Raw genomic sequence first — 25621 nt, 5'->3', positions numbered from 1 at the left:
TTCATAGGGGGTAGAACAAGTGGCTAATAAAATTGTATTGCTTCCTGGTGATGGAATTGGAGCAGAGGTAATCTATGCTGCAAAGGACGTATTAGAAGCAATTAGCAAAAAATTTGGAAAAGAATTTGAATTTTCTTCTCATGATATCGGTGGTATTGCTATCGATAATCATGGCACTCCCCTACCTGATGAAACAGTTGAAGCTTGTAAAAAGGCAGATGCAGTTTTGCTTGGGGCAGTTGGTGGACCAAAATGGGATAATAATCCCTCTGATCTAAGACCAGAACGCGGGTTGCTTGGGATTAGAAAGGCACTTGATTTATATGCCAATCTTAGACCAGTGAAGGGATTTGATAAATTATTACACGCCTCTCCCCTTCGTCCTGATATTATAAATGGTAGTGACCTATTAATTGTTCGGGAGCTTACTGGTGGATTATATTTTGGGAGACCAAGTGAAAGGCAAGATAACGGTAACGCTGTAGTAGACACCTTAACATATACACGTAAAGAAATCGAAAGAATTGTAGATAAAGCCTTTCAAAGTGCTCAATTAAGAAAGAAACATCTTACATCTGTAGATAAAGCAAATGTGCTGGAATCTAGTAAACTATGGAGAGAAATTGTGGAAGAAAAGAAAGCACAATATCCTGATGTCACAGTTGAGCATGTTTTAGTGGATGCAGCAGCAATGAAGCTAATCACCAATCCAACACAATTTGATGTCATTGTTACAGAGAATATGTTTGGTGATATATTAAGTGATGAGGCTTCTGTCCTAACAGGCTCTCTCGGTATGCTCCCTTCTGCTAGTTTGGCTGAAGACGGGGTTGGACTATATGAACCAGCACATGGATCTGCTCCTGATATTGCAGGCAAAGGGATTGCTAACCCTATTGCCATGATCCTATCAGCAGCGATGATGCTTCGATATTCCTTTCAAATGAATGAAGAAGCACAAACCATTGAAGACGCAGTTGAACAAGTGTTAAACCAAAATTATCATACAGCAGACCTATATAATAAAAATGGAGAGCTTGTAAATACAAATGAAATGACTCAATTAATTGTTGAAACCATTGAATAAGGAAAATTTTTCGGCGTCGACTATTTATCCATAGCATGCGCCGATATTTTTCTACAAAAAGGAAAACAAAAATATAAAAAGGAGTGAAATTGATGAGGAATCCAAAGACGATTATTGAAAAGATTTGGGAGAAACATGTCGTACATCACGAAGAAGGTAAACCGGATCTATTATATATCGATTTACATCTAGTCCACGAGGTAACCTCTCCACAGGCATTTGAGGGTCTTCGTATTAATAATCGAAAAGTTCGCCGTCCAGATTTAACATTTGCGACAATGGACCATAATGTACCGACCATTCATCGCAATGTGATAAAAGACGAAGTTTCCAAGACACAAATGGAAACACTTAAAACAAACTGTGACGAATTTGGCGTACCTTTAGCGGATATTCATCATCCTGATCAAGGGATCGTCCATGTTATTGGTCCTGAATTGGGTTTAACCCAACCAGGTAAAACGATCGTATGTGGAGATAGCCATACTTCTACACATGGTGCATTTGGTGCTTTGGCTTTTGGTATTGGTACTAGTGAGGTCGAGCATGTCCTAGCCACACAAACCATTTGGCAAGCAAAACCGAAAACACTAAATGTTAAAGTGAATGGAAAATTAGGGACAGGTGTTACGGCAAAGGATTTAATCCTAGCAATTATCGGAAAATTCGGTGTAAAATTCGGAACTGGCTATGTTATTGAGTATACAGGCGAGGCAGTGCGTAACTTGTCCATGGAAGGCCGAATGACGGTATGTAACATGTCTATAGAAGCCGGTGCTCGTGCTGGATTAATCAGTCCTGATGATACGACAGTTGAATTTTTACGAGGGAGACGCCATGTTCCAGACGGTGAAGCCTTTGAGCAATTAGCGGAGGAATGGAAGGCTCTTGCTACAGACGAAGGGGCGATATATGATGAAGTAGTGGAAATCAATGCAGAAGAAATTGAGCCACAAGTAACTTGGGGAACAAACCCTGGGATGTGTATTCCGGTTAGTGCAACCGTCCCTACTCCAGAGGATGGAAAAAATGCTATTGAAACAGATGAAATTAAACGTGCATTAGAATACATGGGACTCCAAGGAGGCGAACCAATTTCTTCTGTAAGCATTGAGCATGTGTTTATCGGTTCCTGTACTAATTCCAGATTAGCTGATTTAAGAAAAGCTTCAGAAATTGTAAAAGGACAAAAGGTAAATCCAGGTGTTCGAGCAATCGTAGTCCCTGGTTCTCATAGTGTGAAAGCACAAGCAGAAACAGAAGGAATTGATCAAATCTTTAAGGAAGCTGGATTTGAATGGCGAGACGCAGGCTGTAGTATGTGTCTAGCAATGAACGATGATGTCGTACCAGAGGGTGAACGTTGTGCTTCCACTTCTAATCGTAACTTTGAAGGTCGACAAGGAACAGGTGCACGTACCCACTTAGTTAGTCCTGAAATGGCGGCAGCAGCAGCTATTAAAGGTCATTTCGTAGATGTACGTCACTTGAGTGTAGCTACACCAAGCTAAATTCGTTTTATAGGGGGTAACAAAATGGAACCAATTAGAAAACATGAAGGGCTTGTCTATCCATTAAACCGTGCTAATATTGATACAGACCAAATTATTCCTAAGCAATTTTTAAAACGGATTTCACGACAAGGATTTGGCCAATTTGTATTTTATAATTGGCGATTTGACTCTAAAGGAGAGTTGCGAAATGATTTCTCCTTAAATCAGCCTAAATATGAAGACACTTCAATCCTTGTTGCTGGTGAAAACTTTGGCTGCGGCTCATCTCGTGAGCATGCACCATGGGCTCTACAAGATTATGGATTCCGTGTCATTATTGCACCAAGCTATGCAGATATTTTTTATAATAATTGCACAAAAAATGGTATCTTACCAGTTAAATTGGCAGATGAAGAAGTCCAAACAATAATTAAAAATGCTGAGAGTGACAAATATTATTTAACCGTGAACCTAGAAGCAAAAAAAGTATATGATAATCAAGGATTTGAAGCAGTATTTGACCTAGACGATTATAAACGTGAAATGTTACTAAATGGCTGGGATGATATTGCTGTTACACTCAGCCATGCCGATAAGATTGACCAATTTGAAGCAACTAGAGCATAATAAGAATGTGAAATTTTTATCATTGGAGAATTTTCCCTTTTGATGTGATTTAGCTGATTTTTCTGTTAAACAGAAGATCAGCTTTATTTTTTGTCATTTTTATTTTTTTATGTATAAACAGCTTTGCCAATAACTGATTTAATGGAGTTAAACGCAACGGTTATACTAAAAAGGATCAGGAGGTGAACTGATGTTAAACCGAGCGCAATTAAATGCTTGTCAACGCGAATTGGTCAATCGAAAAAAGGAGCTAGAAAATCATCTGCAGGATCACTTTGGCTTAGACCAAGAATTGTTGAAAGAATCTGTATCCGAGCTCTCTAATTACGATAATCATCCAGGAGATCATGGTACAGAGCTTTTTGAAAGAGAAAAAGACATTGCCTTGAATGATCATTTAGAAAAGGAATACAAGGATATTAAAGATGCCCTTGATTCGATAGATGCAGGAACTTATGGTATTTGTATCGAATGTGGTGAAGAAATAGCAGCAGACAGACTGTTAGCAATGCCTACCACTCAGAAGTGCTCCAAACATGCAGAAAAATATATCGATAAAAATCGTCCAATTGAGGAAGAGGTATTACAGCCAAATTTTCAAAACTTTAATAATGAAATAGCCAACGAAGACACTACGTTTTTCGACGCAGAAGATTCCTGGCAGCGCGTAGAGCAATATGGTTCCTCTGATGGCCCGTCTGACTTTTATGGCATGGAGGCTAAAACATATGACGATATGTTCTTCCATTCAGATGAATTGGTGGGTAGCGTTGAGGAGTTAGAAGGATTTTTACTCGCAGATATGGAAGGGAAATATATAGGGGTAAATGAAAAGCATGAAAAATACGAAGATTATTTAGATGAACAGGATATTGAATCGATTTTATCTACAGAAAAATAATATGCTGGGCCTCCCAAATAATTGGGAGCGTCCCTTTTTTTATTGAGAATCTCCGCTTACATCGGCTTTGTATATTGATACTTCTAGTAGCCATACTAAAAAAATCAGTATTAAAAATTGCAATATAGGACGTGAAAAATTATGCCCTTTACTAAGGAAAAACCACATATTTATTATGAAGTAAAAGGAAACGGTCCAACGATTCTATTTATTCCACCCCCTGCCATGGGACATCTTACCTTTCGTTATCAATATAAGTTGAGTGATCATTATCAAATTATCACATTAGATATTAGAGGGGATTGTAAAAGTGAGAAAGCTCTACCTGTAACGATGGAACTATTCGTTAGTGACATAAAGAGAGTTTTGGACGAACTTCAAGTAGAGAAAGCCATTATTTGCGGATATTCTAATGGAGGAGTTATTGCTCAAGCATTTGCAGCGAGCCATCCTAATCGAATTATAGGACTCATTTTGATAGGTGGTTATTATGAAGTAGCTAGTTTTTGGCTAAAGAAGGAATATCAATTAGGAATATGGATTGCCAAGCAAAAATGGATGTCTTTATTGGCAAGCGCATTATCTTTTAATCATTTTTCGAGTAAAAAAGCTGCAAACGAAATGGCTATAGAGATGAAGCAAACAGATCCCGATATGTTAGAACAGCAATATGCTATTGGTATGAACTACAGCAATAAACACAGTCTTACTAAATTAGATGTCCCCCTATTACTTATATATGGTGCAAGGGATATTTACATTCATCACTATCAGCATTTGTATCAAGAGGTGATAAAGGATGTGGAAATCGCCTATATCGATAAATCCAAACATCAAGTTCCTACAAAGCATGATCATGAATGTAATGCGATTATCAAGCAATGGATTAGGAGCAAAGATTTAGCAAAGGAATAGAGGAGAAGGCTTTCTCCCCTTTTCCTCCAATTTAGTAATCACTTTGAGACTCTTCCCCATTTACAATGGCAACACTGGCACTTGCCCCTATTCTAGAAGCACCAGCCTTCACCATTGCTTGAGCAGTTTTAGCATCACGCACACCGCCAGAGGCTTTTACTCCAATATTAGGACCAACGGTTTTACGCATTAAAGCAATATCTTCTATTGTTGCACCACCAGTCGAAAATCCAGTAGATGTTTTGACATAGTTAGCCCCTGCTGCAACTGCTAGTTCGCATGCTGTTACTTTTTCTTCATCAGATAAAAGACACGTCTCAATAATCACTTTCACTAATGCTTGCCCTTTCGTTGCATCCACTACTGCTTGAATATCATCTTTAACAGCCTCAATCTCTCCTGATTTTAGTTTACCAACGTTCAGCACCATATCTATTTCTGTGGCACCATTATTGATGGCATCTTCTGTTTCAAACGCCTTGACCTCGGAAGTAGAAGCTCCTAAAGGAAAGCCTATTACTGTACATACGTCTACATCAGTACCTTTGAGTAATTCCGCAGCATAAGCTACCCATGTTGGATTAACACAAACAGAATAAAATCCGTTAGCCTTTGCTTCTTCACATAATGTTTCAATTGCTTTTTTTGGTGTATCTGGTTTTAATGCAGTATGGTCAATCATATTCGCTATCATTTTGATCCATTCCTCCCTTGTCATTTCACGTTGGACATGTCATCCGCTATAAAAGCACCCGGAAGCAAGTCACGTACCGTAGTCTCTAATATGTCTCCATCTAAGTTTGTTAATATCACTTTCATTTCTGGATGACAAAGCTCTGCCATTACTTGGCGACAAGCACCACATGGAGAAACCGGTCGATCGGTATCTGCTACAACTGCCATCATTTTATATTCAGTGGAGCCCGTTGCATATGCATGAAATAATGCTGTCCTCTCCCCACAATTACACATGGAATAGGCTGCATTTTCAATATTACATCCATGATAAATATTTCCTTGAGCATCAAGTAATGCTGCTCCAACGCTAAACTTAGAATAAGGCACATAAGCTTTTTCCCTTGCTTTTTTTGCTTCTTCTATCAATTTTTCTTCCACAAACGTTCCCCCCTATTCGTTATCCAATCTCTTGAACTAATTGTTTCACAAATTGTAAAAAGGAATCACGTACTTTCTCAGTTGTCTCCATTACTTCCTCATGTGTTAACGGTTGATCGAGAATCCCTGCTGCCATGTTAGATATACAGGAAATACCTAAACAGCGAATGCCAGCATGTCTTGCTACTGTTACCTCAGGCACTGTAGACATACCAACAGCATCTCCACCTATCGTTGCAAGCATCTTTATTTCAGCTGGTGTTTCATAACTTGGTCCTGTATTCCAAACATAGACACCCTCTTTTAGATTCAAATTTAACTGTTTAGCAACTTGTCTTGCCGTAGTTTGCAATTTCTTATCATAAGCACTCGACATATCCGGGAAGCGTACACCATGTTCCTTCACATTCTCGCCTATTAAAGGATTTTGACCAGTATTGTTTATATGATCTGTAATTAACATTAAATCCCCTGGTTCAAGATTTTGATTAACACCACCAGCAGCATTAGTTACTAGTAATTTTTCAATACCAATTTCTTTCATCACCCGAACCGGGAAAGTAACCGCATCTAAGCCATATCCTTCATAATAGTGAAAACGTCCCTGCATTGCAATGACCTGGACCCCTTCTAATTCACCTATTACTAGTTGTCCTGCATGACCTTCCACTGTCGATAAGGGAAAACCAGGAATATCTTGATAGATAATTTTTGTAGGATTTTTAATTTCATCTGCTAGCATTCCTAGACCTGAGCCCAATATAAGGCCAATTTGAGGTTTCTTATCTAATTGTTGCTGTAAATACTTGGTTGCTTCCTGAAGCTTATGCATTGAATAATCCTCCTTTATTTAATATCGTGTAGGAAACTTTTCCCGTTTAAAGGTAATGTTACACCAAAATTGTCTGCAATGGTAGCGCCAATATCAGCAAACGTCTCTCTCAATGGTAATTGTTTTCCTTCTGTGATTTGATGGTGAAAAACTAATAGTGGGACATATTCTCTCGTATGATCTGTACCATGATGTACTGGATCGTTTCCATGATCAGCTGTAATCATTAATAAATCATCTTCTTTCAATTTATTAATGATGTCCGGTAATCGCTGATCAAATGCTTCCAGAGCTTCTCCATACCCTTTTGGATCTCGACGATGACCATATTTCGCATCAAAATCGACGAGATTGAGAAAATTCAGGCCATGAAATTCCATATCCATTGACTGAATAAATTTTTCCATTCCATCCTCATTATTTTTTGTTCGAATCGATTCCGTTACACCCTCGCCGTCATAAATATCAGAGATTTTCCCGAGGGCAATAACATCGAAACCACCGTCAGCTAGCTCATTCATCACTGTCCTACCAAACGGTTTTAGGGCATAATCATGACGATTAGAAGTTCGTTCAAAATTACCAGGTCTACCTACAAATGGTCGTGCAATTACCCTGCCAATCATGTACTTATCGTTCATGGTTAAAGCTCGAGCTTTTTCACAAATGTCATATAGTTCATCTATTGGAATGATGTCTTCATGGGCACAGATTTGCAGTACAGAATCTGCAGATGTATACACAATGAGATCTCCTGTTTCCATATGATGCTCGCCTAGTTCTTCAATAATAGCAGTACCAGACGCCGGTTTATTTCCCATAATTTTCCTTCCTGTTTCCTTTTCTAACTGTTTTATTAAGTCATCTGGAAAACCATCCGGGAATGTTTGAAAAGGTTGCTCGATCTTTAACCCCATTATTTCCCAATGACCAGTCATTGTATCCTTTCCATTAGAAGCCTCTTGCATTTTGGTATAGTAGGCCTTAGGCTTTAACGCCTTCCTAATACCTTTAATTTCCCGAATATTGCTTAATCCAAGTTTTCCAATTTCCGGCATAGTTAATCCATCCATATGCTCCGCAATATGTCCTAATGTATCTGCTCCCGTATCATTGAAATCGGCAGCATCTGGTGCTTCACCTATCCCAACCGAATCTAATACAATTAAAAATATCCTTTTAAAAGATTCCAATAGTATTCTCCTTTTCTCGAAGTAATATAGCGCAAAAATTATTCTATCAACAAATCAACTCTTATTGTACTTTTTCTGAAGTAGGATGTCCAACCTCTTAAAAAATTAATGAATAATATCATATATCAATGGTATAGCATAATGCGCTTTATCAGAGATTGTATAGGCTTGTTGAATCTTTTCTTCCACATCATTTATATTAGGGGTATTACTATGAATGGTGACTATAGTATCACCAGTTTTTACTTTGTCACCTAATTTTTTCTGCAACTCGACACCTACAGCCAGATCAATTTGAGAATCCTTTGTTAAACGACCAGCTCCAAGAAGACTTGCTGCTGTGCCTATTTCATCGGCAGAAATGCGATTAATCGTGCCGGAAGCTTTTGCCTTCACTTCTATCGTGTATTCTGCCTTAGGTAGTTTCTCCGGATGATCAATTACAGAAGGATTACCTCCCTGAGAGCTCACAAAGGTTTTCAACTTATCAATAGCTTTACCTGAATGAATTGCATCTTTTAACATTTCTCTTGCTTCTTCAATGGATTTTGCCTTTTTGGCTAAATAGACCATTTGACTACCTAAGGTAAGGCATAATTCTTCTAAATCCTTTGGACCTTTACCTTGCAAGGTATCGATGGCTTCTTTTACTTCTAATGCATTACCTACTGCAAATCCAAGCGGCTGATTCATATCTGAAATTACGGCAACCGTCTCTCGTCCCGCTCCATTACCAATGTCAACCATTGCCCTAGCTAAAGCTTTAGCATCTTCTAAATCAGTCATAAATGCCCCTGACCCTGTTTTTACATCTAATACAATAGCATCTGCTCCTGCTGCAATTTTTTTACTCATAATCGAGCTAGCAATCAATGGAATAGAATTGACTGTTGCTGTTACATCACGTAAACCATATAGCTTTTTATCAGCAGGAGTGAGGTTTCCGCTTTGTCCAACTACAGCTATATTATGCTCATTTACCAGTTGATTGAACCTTTCTGCAGTTAATTCTACTTGAAAACCATCAATGGATTCTAACTTGTCAAGTGTTCCACCTGTATGTCCAAGCCCTCTACCAGACATTTTTGCAACTGGGACACCTACAGAAGCTACTAAGGGTGCCAAAATTAAAGTGGTTGTATCTCCAACTCCACCTGTAGAATGCTTATCCACCTTAATACCTTGAATATCTGATAAATCGACTTGATCTCCAGATTGTACCATTGCCATAGTTAAGTGAACTCTCTCTTCTGTTGTCATTCCTTGAAAATATAATGCCATGGCCATTGCCGACATTTGGTAATCAGGTATTTCTTCCTTTGTATATCCTTTGATCATAAAATCAATTTCATCTTTAGTTAATTCCTTACCGTCTCTTTTTTTCACAATTAAGTCTACCATTCTCATATTTCTTCTTCCCTTCAAATATAAAATATCTAGATACGAATGCTTTCAATGTTCATTTAGAAAAACATACCTGCTACCGCAGCACTTAATAATGATGCTAGCATACCAGCTGCTACTGCTTTTATACCGAGTTTCGCAATGTCTTTACGTCTATTTGGCGCTAATCCTCCTAAACCACCGAGTAGAATAGCCATGGAGCTCAGGTTTGCAAACCCACATAAAGCAAAACTTACAATTAAATTTGTCTTATCAGATAGATTCGCCATTTCAGGTGCAAAGGATGCATAGGCAACAAATTCGTTTAATACAAGCTTTTGTCCAATAAATCCACCAGCGATAACTGCTTCACTCCAAGGTACTCCTACTGCAAATGCGATTGGGGCAAATACATATCCCAAAATCGTTTCTAAGGTAATATCACCAAAAATACCGAGAATACCATTAATTAATGCGATCAGTGCAATAAAGGCTAGTAACATCGCACCAACGTTCAGTGCCAATTTCAGTCCGTCTGATGCTCCTTTTGCCGCCGCATCAATCACGTTAACAGACTCTTGATCTTTTTCAATTTCTATATGGTCTGTTGTGACAGATTTATCTGTTTCCGGTACCATTATTTTTGCCATAATAAGACCTGCTGGTGCTGCCATAAAACTCGCTGCTAGTAAATATTCTAATGGGACTCCTAGAAGCGAATAACCAACAAGTACTGATCCTGCCACCGACGCCAATCCACCGGTCATGACAGCAAATAATTCGGATTGTGTCATCTTATTTAGAAATGGTCGTACAACAAGCGGTGCTTCTGTTTGACCAACAAAAATATTAGCCGCAGCAGACATGGACTCAGACTTACTTGTCCCTAATAATTTAGATAAACCTCCACCGAGTATTTTGATGATCCACTGCATTATACCTAAATAATAAAGAACAGATATTAACGATGAAAAGAAAATAATAATTGGTAGCACATGAAACGCAAAAATCGAACCAAATTCTTCACTATTTGCTAACGAACCAAATAGAAAACTGATTCCCTCATTAGCATAGTTAATAATATCCTGTACACGTAAAGTAAACCATTGTAATGCTGATTGACCTGCCTCCCACTTTAATACAATAAATGCGAATAGAATTTGTATGGCTAATCCACCGCATATTGTCCGAATGTTAATCGCTTTCTTTTTTGATGATAGTAGTAAGGCAAGTCCTAATATAACGACTATACCTAATATTCCCCACAATAAGTTCATGTGGCTATCCCCTTTCGTTTATTTATTGATTGGACGTCCTACCACTTTCTACGCTAAAATACTTCTACTCACACGTCCGTTAGCGAATGCACTTCCATACTTTTATACTAAGAGATGTAATTCCACATCGTCAATTCACCTCTGTAGAATATGAATAGTCTCTATTGTATAAATGAAACCCCTTTCTATGGGTACGAAATCATTATAAAGGTTAGACGTCCTACAAGTCAACAACTATTTTTAGATAATGTTCCGAATGGGACATTAGCAATAGTAATAAGGAGCGTGTTCCCTATCCCTCTATCTTTGGACAAGTTTTCCAGTTTTCTTTACAATAGAAAAACTTCGTACTTCGCTCGTCCTTTAGAGGATGAGTTAGCTTTTCTTGTACTTTGATTGAACTTCAAAATTTTTATGCTTTCCTAATGTATAAAAAAACCATCCCCAATGGAATGGCATTAAAATAAACGCTTTCGAAATACACTAAAACTGACCTGATCAGATCGGAAAAAATTAATCGAATACAATATAGGTTTGTCATGAAGATCGTAATGGATCTGCTTCAAAATCAATAATGGTTGATTTTTATCACTATTCAATATTTTAGAAATCTCGTCATGATAACCAATTGTTTTTATTTCTGCTTTTGCATAGCTGATCGTTATCCCTTTTTCTTCTTGTAGTGACTGAAGCATCGATTGTTGATTAAAATGAAAATCTTCCCCGACTAAGGACAAGGGAATTTTATCAATACAGTAAACAAGTGGCTCACTATCTGCTGTTCTAACTCGTTTGACCAGATATACATTCTCATCTGTACTCAGCTGTAATTCCATTTTATCCTCACTAAGCGCTTGTTTTGCTCCATGGAATAATAATTCTGTCCCAGGTTCTTTCCCTTCTCTTTTAATGAAATCTGTAATACTAAATAGCTCTTCTATCCCGCCTGAAAAAACAGGCTTTTTGTTTATAAACGTACCAATACCGTGTCTTCGTATAATGACATTTTCTTCTTCTAAAATCCTAAGTGCTTCCCTTAATGTGTTACGGGAAACATTTAACTGCTTGGCCAATTCCATTTCAGACGGTAATCGTTCTCCAGCTTCTAATTCCCCTTCATTTATTTTCGTTTTGATTTGCTCTATCACATATATGTATCGAGGCGTTTGGTAATCAAAGGCCATACGAATCCCCCCTGTTTGTTTGTACGGACGTTTGTCATATTTATATCATAGCATAAATGATAAAAAATTCTGATACTTTCTAAAATAAGCGATCAGTAGCTTGAAGTCAAATCGTTCTTATGCTTGACACACCAATACTTTTGTGATAATTATTATGTGTTAGCACTCTGACGTATGGAGTGCTAAGTTACATATAAATCGTTTAAGGGAGGAAATGAACAATGGAGAAAAAACAATTTCAAGCTGAGTCTAAACGACTTTTAGAAATGATGGTCCATTCCATTTATTCACAGAAAGAAATCTTCTTACGTGAACTAATTTCGAATGCTAGTGATGCTATTGATAAAATTTATTATAAAGCATTAACGGATGACAGTATCTCCTTTAATAAGGATGATTACTATATTCGTATCGAGCCTAATAAAGATAAGCGTACACTAACCGTTAAGGATACTGGAATAGGTATGACAAAAGAGGAATTAGAAGAAAACTTAGGTACGATTGCCAAAAGTGGTTCCTTAGCCTTCAAAAATGAAGTAGAGATGAAGGATGGTCAAGAAATTATCGGTCAATTCGGTGTCGGTTTCTACTCCTCCTTTATGGTAGCAGACAAAGTAACGGTTTATACTCGTCCTTTACATGGCGAAGAAGGCTACAAATGGGAGTCTGACGGGGAAGATGGTTACACAATTGAACCACATAACAAAGAGGATGTTGGAACAGAAATTATTATTCAATTAAAAGAAAACGCAGATGAGGAAAATTACGATGAATTTTTAGAAGAGCATCGTCTTCAATCTATTATAAAAAAATATTCAGATTTTATTCGTTATCCGATTAAGATGGATATTACTGAAAAACGTCCAAAAGAAGATAATGAAGAAGAATTAGTAGATGTGACAGAAGAACAAACGGTTAACAGCATGGTCCCGATCTGGCGAAAAAATAAACAAGAGTTAACAGATGCAGATTACGAAGCATTTTATCAAGAAAAGCACTTCGGATTTGACCAACCATTAAGCCATCTCCATATAAGTGTAGACGGCATGGTAAGATTTCAATCGATTTTATATATCCCTGAGCAGTTACCTTTTGACTACTATTCTAAAGAATTTGAAAAAGGTTTAGAGTTATACTCTAATAGCGTATTAATTATGGATAAATGTGCTGATTTATTGCCAGATTATTTTAGTTTTGTCAAAGGGATCGTCGATTCTGAAGATTTATCATTAAACATTTCTCGTGAAATTTTACAACAGGATCGTCAAGTAAAGCTAATTGCCAAAAATATTGAAAAGAAAATTAAAAATCACTTACAAAGCTTGTTAAAAAATGACCGTGAAAAGTATGAAAAGTTTTACGATGCATTTGGTCGTCAAATAAAGTTTGGTGTATACAGTGATTTTGGCGCGAACAAGGACAAGCTTAAAGATTTGTTACTATTCTATTCCTCTAGTGAGAACAAATTAGTTAGCTTGAAAGAATATGTCGAGCGTATGCCAGAGGATCAAGAGCACATTTATTATGCGACTGGAGAATCACATGAACGTATCGAAAAACTCCCTCAAACTGAAATGGTCAAAGATAAAGGCTATGAGATTTTATATTTCACAGATGAGGTAGACGAATTTGCGATTAAAATGTTGATGTCGTACGAAGAAAAAGAGTTCAAATCTGTATCTAGTGGTGATTTGAATTTAGAAGACGAGGAATCAAAAAAAGAAGCAGAAAAACAAAAAGAAGAGCATAAAGACTTACTTACAGAGATGAAAGAAATACTTGGTGATAAAGTAAAGGATGTTCGACTCTCCACCCGTTTAAAATCTCATCCTGTTTGCTTATCAGCTGAGGGTGATGTTTCAATTGAAATGGAAAAAGTATTGAAGCAAATGCCAGATAGTCAAAACGTTGAAGCGAATAAGGTTTTAGAGATTAATAACAAGCACGACATTTTTCAGGCTTTAATCCATGCACAACAAAAAGACAAAGAAAAAGTCAAGCTCTATACTAATATCTTATATAACCAAGCATTGCTTATAGAAGGTCTTCCGGTTGAGGACCCTGTTGCTCTAACTAACGATATGTGCAAAGTAATGGTTTAATTGGTTGAAAAAGGCCTCCCTACTCGAAGGGTGGCCTTTTTTATTGTAAAAAATCTCTAAAGCTTGCTACATGTACCAACATTATTTATTTTTTCTTGTATTTGTAGCTAGCCTCATGAAAATTACTATTTCGAACAACCTCACCTTTCCACATATTCACTTAATTTTATTATTTTCCATGTTTAATATTTCCCAAAAGTGAAATAGTAAAAATAAAATGTACTGTTATCAACCTATTTAAGGAGGGAGAAAATTGGCGAAGAATGTTGCACATAAATTAATAGCATCACATCTCGTATCAGGTGACATGGAAGTCGGTAAGGAAATTGGATTAAAAATAGACCAGACGTTAACACAGGATGCTACTGGAACAATGGTCATGCTGGAGCTTGAAGCTATGGGACTTGATCAAGTAAAAACTGAAGCTTCTGCTCAATATGTGGATCATAATCTAATCCAAGAGGACTACCGTAATGCAGATGATCACCTTTTCCTAAGAAGTGCCGCTCAAAAGTTCGGTGTTTATTACAGTCGACCTGGAAATGGTGTTAGTCACCCCGTTCATATGCAACGTTTAGCAAAGCCAGGTAAAACATTACTTGGTTCTGACAGCCATACCTGTGCGAATGGTTGTATGGGAATGCTAGCTATTGGTGCGGGCGGGATTGATGTGGCCATGGCAATGGCAGGTGAGGCTTACCATGTAAAAATGCCTAAAGTTATGGGAATCAAGCTCATTGGCAAGTTACCAGATTGGGTTAGTGCTAAGGATGTTATTCTAGAAATGTTACGTCGTCATAGTGTCAAAGGTGGTGTTGGTAAAATCTTAGAATATTACGGACCTGGTTTAGAAAGTCTTTCTGCAATGGATCGACATGTCATTGCTAATATGGGCGCAGAATTAGGTGCCACTTCTACTGTATTTCCATCTGATCACATTATCAAAGATTTTTTAACCCAACAAGGACGTGAAGAAGATTGGATCGAATTAAAAGCTGACGATGGAGCTACTTATGATGAAGAAGATGAAATCGACTTATCGACACTGGTACCATTAATTGCAAAACCTTCTAGTCCCGATAAGGTGGTACCTGTATCTGAAATAGCTGGAGAACCCATTTACCAATCTTATATAGGATCCTCTGCCAATCCTGGATACCGAGATTTTGCAATTGCAGCTGAAATTGTGAAGGACAAGCAAATCACTCCAGGGGTTTCACTTGATATTAATCCGACATCCAGACAATTGTTAGAGCAACTAGTGAAAGATGGCTATATTGCCCAGTTAATTGGAGCTGGAGCAAGAATGCATCAAGCAGGTTGTAATGGCTGTATTGGAATGGGACAAGCGCCTGCAACGGATCGTAATAGCTTACGAACCACTCCGCGTAACTTTCCAGGTCGATCTGGTACGAGAGAAGATAGTGTATTTTTATGCAGTCCAGAAACAGCAGCAGCCTCCGCTTTACATGGTGTGATTACGGACCCGAGAACTTTAGAAATGGACTACCCGCTTATAAAGGAGCCGACAGAGTTTCCTGATGCTGGAATGCTTGAAGCACCACCAAATTCGAATGATAAAATCTCGCTGGAGAAAGGCCCAAACATTACATCGATTCCTGACTTTGCACCGATCGAAAACAATTTCGAGGTTCCTATATTATTAAAAATGGGAGATAATATTTCCACAGACGAAATTTTGGCTGGAGGATCACGTGTTCTTCCATATCGAAGTAATATTCAAAGGATTAGTACCTTTGCTTTTGAAATTGTTGATGACACCTATTACGAAAGAGCTATGAAGGCTAGAGATGATCATGGTCATGCAATTATTGCTGGAATTAACTATGGGCAAGGCTCCAGTCGTGAGCATGCCGCACTAGCCCCAAGATATCTAGGGCTAAAAGTGGTGTTAGTAAAAGACTTTGCACGAATACATTTACAGAATTTGATTAATTTCGGGATTCTGCCACTAAGATTCGCTAATAAAGAGGATTATAAAAAAATCGAAAAAGGCTCGATCTTACAATTTCAAAATGTGCATGATTCCTTGAAAAAACTAGAAAAAATAAATGTAAGGATAAAAGACACTGATGAGATGATTGAAGTAGAGCATGATTTAACGAAAAGACATATTGAGCTTATACTTCAAGGTGGAGTGATTAATTGGATTAAATACAAAAAAGTATAAGAAGGGAATGAATATAGTTGGGGTCACAAGAAATGAGATGTAAAGCGTGTGAAGGTTCCGGGCTACTAATGGATGATGAGGAATGGCACTATACTTGTACCATTTGTAATGGTGATGGTTTTGTATCCCGTTATGAAGAAAAAGAAATGAGAGAAACCGATCCAAATAATCGCATCATTGATTAATCGCATAAGTCAGCGACATAGCTAAATAAGGAGAATAAATCCGAACAATCTTCTGATTAATCGTAGGCAAAATACGTAGCTACCTATGGGAACGGCATGAGCTAGAGCCCTGCCACGAAAAACGAGCTATTTTGACAGAAAGGTTCGGATTATTCCTTCTTTACTATTTATTTGTTCCATCCACATTCGCTATTAATGAATATTTATTTTCCTAAAGTTTCCACCCTTTACTTCCGCCACATCATATACGATTACAAAAGCACTTTCATCAATTTCCTGAATAATCTCTTTTATTTTACTTTCCTCTAATCGGTTAATAACACAAGTAATCTCTTTAAATTCTTCATTGGAATAACCGCCTTGAACTAAATTAAATGTAGCGCTACGCCCTAAGCGATCACGAATAGTTTCTACCATTAATTCTGGCTTGCTCGTAATAATTTTAAAGGTTTTAGAGCCACTAAGCCCCTCCTCTACTATATGTATCACTTTAGAGGCTATAAAATAAGCTATACCTGATAAAAAGGCTCCAGTAAGACCAAACACAAATGATACAACAACAAAAACGAATAAATTTAAAAACAGGATAAGATCACTTGTTCCAAAAGGAGATTTTCTTGAAAGCAGTACTGCTAGCATATCAATTCCGTCTAAGGCACCACCATTACGTAAGGCAAGCCCCATACCAAATCCAATAATAATACCACCAATTACAGTAACTAATAGTGTATCACCTTCAATAATGGGAGGTATGTGGTGCATCACACTTGTACTAATGGCAAGGGAAGCAATTCCAATGACAGAATATATGGCGAAGCTCCTTCCTATCTGCTTATACCCGAGAAAAACGAAGGGAATATTTAATATTGCAATTAATATACCAAGGGGTAAGCCAATTAACTGTGATCCAACAATACTGAGGCCCGTTACCCCACCATCTGATACACTGTTAGGAATTAATACAGCTTCTAATCCATAGGCAGTGATAAATGCTCCCACTATAATCAAAAATCCTCTTATCATCTTTATAATAATTCGTGTTTTTTTCGATTTTGTCTTGTTTTTCATCCTCAACATCCTCTACTCTTTTTTATCGTTCCATGATTGTTCTGCTAGATCCCTTAAATACCATATAACAAAAAAATAGTTCGATCAGGTATGAATGATTGGTCACCCTAATCGAACTACTTCCCTCATTAGTCATTTAAGAATTTGACACAAACTGCTTCAGGTGCTTTTACATCTTTTTGAAGTAAAGAGAGTTGTCCAGTTTCTTGATCTCGTTCAAACAATGTTAATGTACCTGATTCTTGATTAGAAGCAACGACGAATTTCTCCGTTGGATCTAGTACAAAGTCTCTCGGCCAATCTCCTTCTGTGCTTGTCCATTCGATAAAGGTAAGTGTATTATCTTCATTAACCTTATAACTAGCAATGGAATTATGTCCACGATTGCCAACGTAAACAAATTGTCCATCAGAGGATAGATGAATAGCACTTCCTTGACTGTTTTCCGTAAAATCTTCTGGGATCGCAGAAAGATATTGTACCTCTTCGAATTTACCTTCTTCGTAACGTAAAGCGATAACCTCATTACTTAATTCTGTCATGACATAGGCAAACTTGCCATTTGGATGAAAGGCAATATGTCGCGGACCACTTCCAGCCTTTGTTTTTAGAACATTCACTTCCTTTAATTCTCCATTTACAGGACGATAAGTCGTAATCGTATCTGTTCCTAGATCTACTACAATGACAAACTGCTCATCTGGTGTAAATCCAGCATAATGAAGGTGCGGTTTCTCCTGACGCTCATGGGGACCACTACCTTCGTGTTCCTGGGCTTTTGATGGTTGTAATGATCCGTCATCATTTGTTAAAAATGCTTCTACTTGCGTTGTATGATAATTAGCGGATACGATTAAGCTTTTGTCGCGATTAACACTAACGTGACAAGGAGCAGATCCAGGAGTTGCTTGACTGTTTAATTTTTCTAGTCTTCCATCTTCTTCATTAATTCGAAAAGCAGTAACGCCACCACTATCTCCTTCTTTAGCGACAGCATATAAATTTTGGTTATCTTCACTAACCGTGACATAGGTTGGATTATCTAACTCAGCCGCCAGTTCGACATTCTCAATTTTTTTTGCTTCATAATTTAATTCAAAACGATAGACACCTTTGCTCTCTTTTTTTGTATAAGCTCCGATGTATCCTATAGAACGATTATTCCCCATAAAAATACCTCATTTCTTTAATATGTATGGTTAACATTATAGCAGAATCGCTTCCAATGATCTAATATGAGGCTAAATGGATATAACCCGAACTTTGAAAGTCCGGGTTATTGCAGAGATAGCTAATCATCATCTGATTAGACGCCATCCAACCTCATCCATTAAAATTGGCCCATATTGGTCTGATTTTTCCCTCTACGCATTTGATAATAAGCATATGCTCCAATACCGACAGACGCTAACATTGGCAAAACAGCAAATCTTTTTCTCATGTGTATCCCTCCTATTTCAATTGGGTACACAGTTAGTTTTTCCACTTCTCCATCACTTATCCTGAGCAAAAAATGGATTATTTGAATTTATCACCAATAAACAAGAAAAACAAAATAAATAACCCTATGGTGAATGGTAATGCACCGATTAAGCTAAGACTCATTCCGTTATATCCACCAACCATTTCATTTCCTATAAGGTAGATAATAACTCCTGCAGCACAGCTCAGAAATCCCCACCAATAAGGCATTCGCTTCCAGAGGCTTATCACTACCCCAATCACAAATAAGCATAAAAATATCCATGGAAGCACAACATAAATTGCAAAACTCATCGTAGTCATCCTTTATTGTATCCGTATTCCTTAATTATTATATACCTTTTCTCGAAAAGAAAAAACCAGAAGCTTTGTTTAGGCCCCTGGCTGCATTTCATATATCCCTTGCTTTTTTATTAATTGTCTTGCACGAAATAACCTTGTTTTTACAGCAGATTGAGTGATTCCTAACACTTCTGCTATTTCGGCATCCTGAAATCCTTTAATAAATTTCATATGAAAAACTGCTTGTATCTTTTTACTCGCTTTACATAAGCATTCCGATATTTCTTCCATAGTACATTGGATATCGAGAGACTTTTCAATATGCTCCGTTGCACATAATGTAGTGTTTTCTAAAGTCGTCTCTTCATCTAAGAGAACAGATCTGGATCGTTTTTCTTTTCTTAACAAATCGATAGCTGTACGAGATATTATTGTGCGTAACCATGCACCTAATTGATCAATTTTTTCAAGCTTTATTTGGAAACGAAACACTTTAATCCATGCCTCTTGGACTGCATCCTCTGCTAATTGTCGATCGTGTAATATTTTTACAGCAGTAAAAAACATCATTTCTTGATATTTCTCAACCATTTGATCAAAACTTTTGGTCTGTAACATGATCCTGTTGTTCACATCCTTTCCATTTCATTCATTGTTCTGTTATGGAGTCTTAATTAAAATTCTCTGAGATAAATTCTAAAGTGTTCTCATATGATGATGGTACTTCCATATAGAAAAAGTTCCCCTGCTCATCCAAAATCAAATCGATCATAACTGTAGCATTGCTTATTTGCTGTACTTCTTCATAATTTAAAGCCAAATAATCTTTTCTAATCTGTTCAACGATTTGTTCTATCATTCTCGGATCAAAGATGTTTTGTGGTTCCCTATCCCTAACATGTATCGTTATTTGACTATAATCGGCTTTATCCAAAAATAACCATGGTCGGTTCATTTTCTTAAAAACTTCTTCTTCATAAATCGGAGCTAGCAATTCTTTAAACTCCGCTGTATCTGGAACATAATATTGTCGTTTCATCTTATTACCATTTTCCAAGTAATAAGTGAAGTACAATTTGGAAATATAATCTTTATGGTATTGGGTGTTTTCTTTTACTAGATCTGAGGCTATCAGTGCTTCATGTAAGTCAAGAATTGCCTCTATATCGGCTTTAGCTGTCATTATGCTCGGGTCATCTATCTCCAGATCTAAAGCATTGTGATGAAACATCATTTCATCAATAACCTCTATTCCTTCAATGGAATGTGCTTGTGGTACACGATCGACATAGCCAAACCAATCAAATACAATGGAAGCAAGTACGATCATGGAGATACTAATATAAATCATTAACCCCTTCCACTTCCCCCAAATTCTCCAGGTTTTTTGAATCAGCATTTCAGCTAACAGGTAACCTAAAAATGCACCAAATATATAACCAAAAGTGATCCAGCCGATGTAGTTTCCTGGTACAGATTCAAAGTAGGCACCACCTAATAGCATAAAACAAAATGTCACACCAAATTTGAATATCGGCTTCAGAAATGGAAACGCTAATGCTTGAGATGCTGCTTCAATCGAACGTACTCGATATAGGACTAATGCAAGAACATAACATACGATAGCGAGAATTGAGAAAATCCATAGCTCTACATCCTTTACTTCAGAATTAGACATTTCGATACTCCGTGAAATCGGTGAAAACCGGTATGCTTGATCCTGCCAATTAATACCCGGGCTGAACCCTTTAAGTAACATTCCCAGATTTCTGTACAGAAGTGTCAAAATGCCTGCTGGAAAGATGAGAAAGATATAGCTTAAGACAAGCTGCACAGCGGAAATACCTGTTATCATTCCTACCAAAACCGTAAAGGAATAGATGATACTGACCATTACAATCGAATAGATTAACCATGAACCAATATCATGAGTACTAAAAAATTCATCTACATTCATCGTTCTTTCCATCATGTACATCAATAATCCATTTAGAAGTAATGGGATAAGAAGATTTAAATACCCCATCATAAAATGCTGATGAAATAAACTGCTCCTTTTTATAGGTAGACTGTGGACAAAGTCAGCAAAGCCTCTAACTTGTAAATAACGAAAAGCAAACAATGCTGCTAGTACTGGTACGGTAATCATTAATAAAGCATGCAAGACACCATTTGTTTCAAAGATATTTTCTACTCCTTCATAATATAAAGGGTCATGCTGCAGTTCTTCACTTTTCACATTCATTAAAATCTGTAAAGGAAATAAGAAAACAAGAACAACAAAGTATGCAATGCCGATCCATCCAGTAGAACGAAAGCTTTGTTTTAATAGTTCTTTTTTAAAGTAGAATGTTCTCGATTGCATACCCCGCACCCTCCATTTCGTAGATGAAAATCTCCTCCAAAGTTAGTGGCAAAATATCAAAAACAACAGGATCGTATGTGGATACCTTTGCCTCTATCCCCTCATATTCGCCTCTTACGATACAAATATGAACACTTCCTCGCTTTTCATGATGTAATAGCTGTAGATCTTGGAATAATTCTTCTGACACATCTTGTTTAAATGCTAATTGCACTTTATGAATATCTGACTTTAAGTCATCTAAATCTTTTTCGAGAAGTAATTTACCGCGATGTAAAATTCCAACAGCGTCACATATATCCTCTACTTCCTTTAAGTTGTGAGAGGAAACCATAACCGTCATTTGTCTTTCTGCTACATCCTGGATCATCCATGATTTTATTTTTTTGCGAATTACAGGATCTAAACCATCGAATGGCTCATCTAAAATGAGGTAATCTGGCATGGCACAAAGCGCTAACCAAAAAGCTACTTGACGTTGCATCCCTTTTGAAAAACGATGGATCTTCTTGTTAGGATTTAAATCTAAGAGCTTTTGCATTTGGTTAAAACGTTCTTTATTCCATTTTGGATAGATATTTTCATAAAAGCTTGCCATTTGCTCTACGGTATAATGTGAATAAAAAAATAACGTATCAGGAATAAAGATTAGTCGTTCTTTCAATGAAATATTTTCAAAAATTGCTTTCCGTTCTATCTCGATTGCTCCACTATTTTGTTTGAAAATTCCAGCAATTGTTTTTAACAAAGTTGTTTTTCCGGCACCATTCGATCCGAGTAATCCGTAAATAGAACCTTTGTTTATCATTAGGGATACATCATTTAATACCATTTCCTTACGATATCGCTTATTCACGTTTTGTATTTGGATCATGATGCGCACCCCCAATGATTTCATTCAATATCTCTTTTAAATCTTCAACGGTTAATCCAATATATAATGCTTCCGCTATTTGTTTTTTTAATTGTTCTTTTACTTTTTTTATTTCGGCATGATTTGCTTCTGGCACCATAGAATTTACAAAACTTCCTTTCCCCTTCACAGAATAGATATATCCTTGTGCTTCAAGTTCTCGATACGCTTTTTGAATAGTGTTCGGATTAATAGATAATTGCTGAGCCAGCATACGAACTGAAGGTAGCTTTTCATCTTGCTTAAGTACATCATGGATGATTAATTGTTTAAATTTGTCTATTAACTGCTCATAGATTGGCTTTCTACTTCTTAGATCAAGTTCCAGCATTTCACCCCTACCTTTCACTGTATGGTGTGTATGAATTGTATTAACTGTATTAATATATTTAGTACAGTTATATTATAATCGAAAAAAAATTCTTTTCAAGCATTTTTACAAAAAAAATTAAAAAACGAACGATCTAATAATTATTAGAATCGTTCGTTAGCTACCGTTAGCTTTGGCGATTGTACATCATTTTTTATAGTCATATTCAGTATTATCTTTATCCTTCAGCTATATCTCGATTTTTTTCATACCATGTCTTTGCAGCTTCTACCTCTGTTCGGGATAATTGATGACCATTATTTTCCCAATGTATTTGTACAGACGCTCCATTTTGGCTAAGTATTTTTTCTAAATCCAACGACTCTTGTTCTGTACATAATGGATCATTGCGTCCAGCTGTGATAAACACCTTAGTATTAGTCAAGTCCGGGAGGCCGATTCCTCTCCTAGGCACCATAGGGTGATGAAGAATTGCTTCAGCTAGCCCATCTTGATAATGGAATAGTAAACTAGCTGCAATATTCGCTCCATTAGAATAACCAATGGCGATCACTTGCTTTCGATCAAAACCATAGTTATCTGCAGCTTCACTAAGGAATTGGTACAGCTCATCCGTTCTTAATATAAGATCCTCTTCATCAAAAATGCCTTCCGCAAGCCTTTTAAAAAATCGCGGCATGCCATTTTCTAAAACATTTCCTCTCACACTTAGCACATTAGTATCAGGATCTATTATCTCAGCTAAAGGTAATAAATCATTTTCTGTACCACCAGTTCCATGCAGCAGTAAAAAAGTTGGACCAGATAAGTGCTTACCTTCTTTAAATATATGCTTCATACAATCTTCCTTTCTTCTTAAAGTCTCGAATTCGAAATATTGATTCTTCCTCCATTTTAGAAAAGCGACAAACACTTGTCAAACAGCTTGCCTTGTCAGATAATTGATAATACAATGAAATCACGGAGATGATTGTATGACAAAAATACCAATGATGGTGTCATTATCCAATAAAAAAGTGGTCATTATCGGTGGCGGTCAAATTTCGGAAAGAAAAACATGTAGATTGGTAGAATATGGAATAAAACCCACACTAATCAGTCCTAGCATAACAGAAGGATTGCGACAAATGATTCAACACTATGATTTAAACTGGATAAAGAAAGAATGTTCTCCTTCTGATTTACCTTATTATGATGTCATCATCATTGCCACTAATTGTTCGAGTGTGAATCAGATGATTCTTGATCATAAACCTAAACACGCTTGGGTTAATGCAACGCACCACGCAAGCAAGGGGGAAATAGAATTCCCTATTGCACTTAGACGAGGAAAACTCCAAATCGCTATTTCCACCGGTGGTTCAAGTCCCATACTTGCGAAAAAAATAAAAGCACAGCTAGAGCATGATTTTCCCGAGGATTATGAAACATATATTGACTTCCTTCATCAAGCGAGATCATTACTGAAGCAAGCGAAGGTAGGTTCAAACATTAGAATAGAACTATTGGAAAAGATAGTAAATAAACCTATTTATAAAGTAGAGGAACAAAAAAATTTCTTAAACATGCTAAAAGAACAGTACCTTTTCCATAATAAAAAAAAGCACTAGTAATAAACTGCACACAATGGTTCGATAATCACTTACCATAGGTGCAGTATTTTTTTATGATTTCTTCTCCCATCGATCGATTATCTCTATTACTCGACCGCTATTTAATTGCTCTTTAGCTATCTGAATTCCATCATGTATGGTAGGGGTTATATGAAATAGGTAATAACGTAATCCTGCATTTAATAACACTTGATTATAATAATAAGTAAAATTCTCATCTTTTTCACCGGATAAAATAGAGCGGATGATCCTCGCTTGTTGCTTTGCGTTAAGCTTTTCTTTCTTATCAAAATTTTTATTCTCTAAACCAAAATCTGCTGGTTTTATAGTAAAAGAATCTAGATTTTCACGTTTCCAATGAAAAACAAAACTATTTCGATGAACGGGGACATCCTCCGATCCTTCCATCCCCTGGACGATATAAACATTTTCGTATTCTAATTGCTTAAAGACCTCATTCAACTTATGGATAGCCGTTCTATGAAAAGCTCCTAGCATAATATTTTTAGCACCAGATAAATTAACCAATTTCTCCACCGTGTTAAAAAGTGTTCGAATACCTATTTCCTCTCGAATTTTTCTAATCCTAGCAAGTGGTTGACAGTATTTCTCTGCATCCAAGAAAGTAAAATTCTCCTCATAAATCATCATTTCTACTTTATCCATATTTACCCAGCCCAATTGCTCCATAATTGCTTTTATAGAGGTTCCATATTTGGGAGGTAAGGAGTCACTCGCTGCTAAGCTAACAGGAATATTATATTCTGCTAGTAAAAGAGAGACAGGAATGGTGGCAGCGAAAGAATTTCTACCATTATAAGGACCTGCAAAATCTATGAGTTGATCTGTTATTTTCCTGTTTAAGCGAAGGCTATCAGATTTTTGACGTAATGTATGAATAAAAGCTAATAATTCTTCTGGACTTTCTGTCTTAATACGTTCTGCCACAAGGTATGCTGCTATTTGTGCATCTGTTGCCTCATTTGATAGGATACTTTGTGCTATTTTTAAACTGTCTTCATACCTTAAGTCTTTCGCCCCTTTTTTCCCACGGGCTACCTCTTTCAACCATTGCTGCAAT

25 protein-coding genes are annotated in these 25621 nt (G+C 36.9%); 9 read left to right on the top strand and 16 right to left on the bottom strand.

Annotation, left to right across the window (positions count from 1 at the left end; genetic code table 11):
- The first annotated feature begins 19 nt into the window (after positions 1-19).
- From leuB to ACZ5R4_RS00590, 5 genes are all read left to right on the top strand, one after another.
- Entirely contained in the window at positions 20-1087 is a 1068-nt protein-coding gene (gene leuB / locus ACZ5R4_RS00610; protein ID WP_109984542.1) for a 3-isopropylmalate dehydrogenase, read from the top strand.
- A gap of 92 nt (positions 1088-1179) precedes the next feature.
- Positions 1180-2598 (top strand): 3-isopropylmalate dehydratase large subunit, encoded by a 1419-nt coding sequence (leuC, locus tag ACZ5R4_RS00605; RefSeq protein ID WP_054788618.1) that lies wholly within the window; start codon positions 1180-1182, stop codon positions 2596-2598.
- Between the two features lie 24 nt (positions 2599-2622).
- Positions 2623-3207, top strand: a complete 585-nt coding sequence (gene leuD / locus ACZ5R4_RS00600) for a 3-isopropylmalate dehydratase small subunit (RefSeq protein ID WP_054859598.1) — start codon at positions 2623-2625, stop codon at positions 3205-3207.
- Between the two features lie 190 nt (positions 3208-3397).
- A complete protein-coding gene (locus ACZ5R4_RS00595; RefSeq protein ID WP_109984543.1) occupies positions 3398-4108 on the top strand; it encodes a TraR/DksA C4-type zinc finger protein in 711 nt (236 codons plus the stop codon).
- Positions 4109-4249: 141 nt separating this feature from the next.
- Positions 4250-5023 carry an alpha/beta fold hydrolase gene (locus tag ACZ5R4_RS00590; RefSeq protein ID WP_109984544.1) on the top strand — a complete coding sequence of 258 codons (774 nt, stop codon included), beginning with the start codon at positions 4250-4252 and terminating at the stop codon, positions 5021-5023.
- A 31-nt stretch (positions 5024-5054) separates the two neighbouring features.
- Here ACZ5R4_RS00590 and deoC read toward each other — a convergent pair whose 3' ends face one another.
- From deoC to ACZ5R4_RS00555, 7 genes are all read right to left on the bottom strand, one after another.
- The gene (gene deoC, locus ACZ5R4_RS00585) at positions 5055-5717 is read right to left on the bottom strand and encodes a deoxyribose-phosphate aldolase (RefSeq protein WP_109984545.1); all 663 of its coding nucleotides are present in this window, start codon (positions 5715-5717) and stop codon (positions 5055-5057) included.
- A gap of 20 nt (positions 5718-5737) precedes the next feature.
- Positions 5738-6139: a cytidine deaminase gene (locus ACZ5R4_RS00580; protein ID WP_109984546.1), complete on the bottom strand. Its 402-nt coding sequence runs from the start codon at positions 6137-6139 to the stop codon at positions 5738-5740.
- A gap of 19 nt (positions 6140-6158) precedes the next feature.
- Positions 6159-6971, bottom strand: coding sequence for a purine-nucleoside phosphorylase (locus ACZ5R4_RS00575; protein WP_109984547.1), 813 nt, complete (start codon positions 6969-6971; stop codon positions 6159-6161).
- Between the two features lie 14 nt (positions 6972-6985).
- Complete coding sequence (deoB, locus tag ACZ5R4_RS00570) at positions 6986-8164, bottom strand: phosphopentomutase (RefSeq protein ID WP_464367961.1); 1179 nt, start codon at positions 8162-8164, stop codon at positions 6986-6988.
- 105 nt (positions 8165-8269) lie between these two features.
- Positions 8270-9571, bottom strand: a complete 1302-nt coding sequence (locus ACZ5R4_RS00565) for a pyrimidine-nucleoside phosphorylase (RefSeq protein WP_109984549.1) — start codon at positions 9569-9571, stop codon at positions 8270-8272.
- A 56-nt stretch (positions 9572-9627) separates the two neighbouring features.
- Positions 9628-10824, bottom strand: coding sequence for a NupC/NupG family nucleoside CNT transporter (locus ACZ5R4_RS00560; protein WP_277679354.1), 1197 nt, complete (start codon positions 10822-10824; stop codon positions 9628-9630).
- 458 nt (positions 10825-11282) lie between these two features.
- On the bottom strand, positions 11283-12008 hold the full coding sequence (locus ACZ5R4_RS00555) for a GntR family transcriptional regulator (RefSeq protein ID WP_109984551.1): 726 nt from the start codon (positions 12006-12008) through the stop codon (positions 11283-11285).
- 221 nt (positions 12009-12229) lie between these two features.
- Here ACZ5R4_RS00555 and htpG point away from each other — a divergent pair, with 221 nt between their 5' ends.
- The 3 genes from htpG to ACZ5R4_RS00540 all read left to right on the top strand — a co-directional run bounded on the left by htpG (position 12230) and on the right by ACZ5R4_RS00540 (position 16486).
- Positions 12230-14110, top strand: a complete 1881-nt coding sequence (htpG, locus tag ACZ5R4_RS00550; RefSeq protein ID WP_109984552.1) for a molecular chaperone HtpG — start codon at positions 12230-12232, stop codon at positions 14108-14110.
- Between the two features lie 253 nt (positions 14111-14363).
- Positions 14364-16301 carry an aconitate hydratase gene (locus ACZ5R4_RS00545; RefSeq protein ID WP_277678824.1) on the top strand — a complete coding sequence of 646 codons (1938 nt, stop codon included), beginning with the start codon at positions 14364-14366 and terminating at the stop codon, positions 16299-16301.
- 32 nt (positions 16302-16333) lie between these two features.
- Complete coding sequence (locus tag ACZ5R4_RS00540) at positions 16334-16486, top strand: DnaJ-like cysteine-rich domain-containing protein (protein WP_181397538.1); 153 nt, start codon at positions 16334-16336, stop codon at positions 16484-16486.
- A 192-nt stretch (positions 16487-16678) separates the two neighbouring features.
- On the opposite strand, the gene ACZ5R4_RS00535 is transcribed toward ACZ5R4_RS00540, so the two are convergent.
- The 8 genes from ACZ5R4_RS00535 to ACZ5R4_RS00500 form a co-directional block, all read right to left on the bottom strand.
- A complete protein-coding gene (locus tag ACZ5R4_RS00535) occupies positions 16679-17554 on the bottom strand; it encodes a YitT family protein (RefSeq protein WP_109984554.1) in 876 nt (291 codons plus the stop codon).
- Positions 17555-17682: 128 nt separating this feature from the next.
- Complete coding sequence (locus tag ACZ5R4_RS00530) at positions 17683-18723, bottom strand: lactonase family protein (protein WP_054859604.1); 1041 nt, start codon at positions 18721-18723, stop codon at positions 17683-17685.
- A 349-nt stretch (positions 18724-19072) separates the two neighbouring features.
- Complete coding sequence (locus tag ACZ5R4_RS00525) at positions 19073-19330, bottom strand: hypothetical protein (protein ID WP_054787471.1); 258 nt, start codon at positions 19328-19330, stop codon at positions 19073-19075.
- 78 nt (positions 19331-19408) lie between these two features.
- Positions 19409-19936: an RNA polymerase sigma factor gene (locus tag ACZ5R4_RS00520; RefSeq protein ID WP_054859605.1), complete on the bottom strand. Its 528-nt coding sequence runs from the start codon at positions 19934-19936 to the stop codon at positions 19409-19411.
- Positions 19937-19988: 52 nt separating this feature from the next.
- A complete protein-coding gene (locus tag ACZ5R4_RS00515; protein WP_464367960.1) occupies positions 19989-21683 on the bottom strand; it encodes a hypothetical protein in 1695 nt (564 codons plus the stop codon).
- Entirely contained in the window at positions 21658-22557 is a 900-nt protein-coding gene (locus tag ACZ5R4_RS00510) for an ABC transporter ATP-binding protein (protein WP_109984556.1), read from the bottom strand. The genes ACZ5R4_RS00515 and ACZ5R4_RS00510 overlap by 26 nt, the downstream gene beginning before the upstream one ends.
- The gene (locus tag ACZ5R4_RS00505; RefSeq protein WP_109984557.1) at positions 22532-22927 is read right to left on the bottom strand and encodes a GntR family transcriptional regulator; all 396 of its coding nucleotides are present in this window, start codon (positions 22925-22927) and stop codon (positions 22532-22534) included. The genes ACZ5R4_RS00510 and ACZ5R4_RS00505 overlap by 26 nt, the downstream gene beginning before the upstream one ends.
- Positions 22928-23144: 217 nt before the next feature.
- Positions 23145-23765: an alpha/beta hydrolase gene (locus tag ACZ5R4_RS00500; protein WP_054859609.1), complete on the bottom strand. Its 621-nt coding sequence runs from the start codon at positions 23763-23765 to the stop codon at positions 23145-23147.
- 136 nt (positions 23766-23901) lie between these two features.
- On the opposite strand from ACZ5R4_RS00500, the gene ACZ5R4_RS00495 reads away from it, so the two are divergent.
- Positions 23902-24537 carry an NAD(P)-dependent oxidoreductase gene (locus ACZ5R4_RS00495; protein ID WP_464367959.1) on the top strand — a complete coding sequence of 212 codons (636 nt, stop codon included), beginning with the start codon at positions 23902-23904 and terminating at the stop codon, positions 24535-24537.
- 54 nt (positions 24538-24591) lie between these two features.
- Here ACZ5R4_RS00495 and ACZ5R4_RS00490 read toward each other — a convergent pair whose 3' ends face one another.
- On the bottom strand, positions 24592-25620 hold the full coding sequence (locus ACZ5R4_RS00490; RefSeq protein WP_109984559.1) for an anthranilate phosphoribosyltransferase: 1029 nt from the start codon (positions 25618-25620) through the stop codon (positions 24592-24594).
- Position 25621 lies beyond the last annotated feature (1 nt).

It is taken from the genome of Gracilibacillus sp. JCM 18860, from assembly GCF_055395245.1.
Note: the sequence above shows the minus strand (reverse complement) of the source record. Positions and strands in the feature narration are given on the sequence as shown.

Excerpts from the sequence above, each read along its gene's own strand:
- ACZ5R4_RS00565 (WP_109984549.1), bottom strand. The coding sequence starts at position 9,571 with ATGAGAATGGTAGACTTAATTGTGAAAAAAAGAGACGGTAAGGAATTA.
- ACZ5R4_RS00515 (WP_464367960.1), bottom strand. The coding sequence starts at position 21,683 with ATGCAATCGAGAACATTCTACTTTAAAAAAGAACTATTAAAACAAAGC.
- leuC (WP_054788618.1), top strand. The coding sequence starts at position 1,180 with ATGAGGAATCCAAAGACGATTATTGAAAAGATTTGGGAGAAACATGTC.
- ACZ5R4_RS00495 (WP_464367959.1), top strand. The coding sequence starts at position 23,902 with ATGACAAAAATACCAATGATGGTGTCATTATCCAATAAAAAAGTGGTC.
- ACZ5R4_RS00595 (WP_109984543.1), top strand. The coding sequence starts at position 3,398 with ATGTTAAACCGAGCGCAATTAAATGCTTGTCAACGCGAATTGGTCAAT.
- ACZ5R4_RS00590 (WP_109984544.1), top strand. The coding sequence starts at position 4,250 with ATGCCCTTTACTAAGGAAAAACCACATATTTATTATGAAGTAAAAGGA.
- ACZ5R4_RS00525 (WP_054787471.1), bottom strand. The coding sequence starts at position 19,330 with ATGAGTTTTGCAATTTATGTTGTGCTTCCATGGATATTTTTATGCTTA.
- ACZ5R4_RS00575 (WP_109984547.1), bottom strand. The coding sequence starts at position 6,971 with ATGCATAAGCTTCAGGAAGCAACCAAGTATTTACAGCAACAATTAGAT.
- htpG (WP_109984552.1), top strand. The coding sequence starts at position 12,230 with ATGGAGAAAAAACAATTTCAAGCTGAGTCTAAACGACTTTTAGAAATG.
- ACZ5R4_RS00535 (WP_109984554.1), bottom strand. The coding sequence starts at position 17,554 with ATGAAAAACAAGACAAAATCGAAAAAAACACGAATTATTATAAAGATG.
- ACZ5R4_RS00500 (WP_054859609.1), bottom strand. The coding sequence starts at position 23,765 with ATGAAGCATATATTTAAAGAAGGTAAGCACTTATCTGGTCCAACTTTT.
- ACZ5R4_RS00510 (WP_109984556.1), bottom strand. The coding sequence starts at position 22,557 with ATGATCCAAATACAAAACGTGAATAAGCGATATCGTAAGGAAATGGTA.
- ACZ5R4_RS00520 (WP_054859605.1), bottom strand. The coding sequence starts at position 19,936 with ATGTTACAGACCAAAAGTTTTGATCAAATGGTTGAGAAATATCAAGAA.
- ACZ5R4_RS00540 (WP_181397538.1), top strand. The coding sequence starts at position 16,334 with ATGAGATGTAAAGCGTGTGAAGGTTCCGGGCTACTAATGGATGATGAG.
- leuD (WP_054859598.1), top strand. The coding sequence starts at position 2,623 with ATGGAACCAATTAGAAAACATGAAGGGCTTGTCTATCCATTAAACCGT.
- ACZ5R4_RS00505 (WP_109984557.1), bottom strand. The coding sequence starts at position 22,927 with ATGCTGGAACTTGATCTAAGAAGTAGAAAGCCAATCTATGAGCAGTTA.
- deoC (WP_109984545.1), bottom strand. The coding sequence starts at position 5,717 with ATGATAGCGAATATGATTGACCATACTGCATTAAAACCAGATACACCA.
- ACZ5R4_RS00530 (WP_054859604.1), bottom strand. The coding sequence starts at position 18,723 with ATGGGGAATAATCGTTCTATAGGATACATCGGAGCTTATACAAAAAAA.
- ACZ5R4_RS00560 (WP_277679354.1), bottom strand. The coding sequence starts at position 10,824 with ATGAACTTATTGTGGGGAATATTAGGTATAGTCGTTATATTAGGACTT.
- ACZ5R4_RS00555 (WP_109984551.1), bottom strand. The coding sequence starts at position 12,008 with ATGGCCTTTGATTACCAAACGCCTCGATACATATATGTGATAGAGCAA.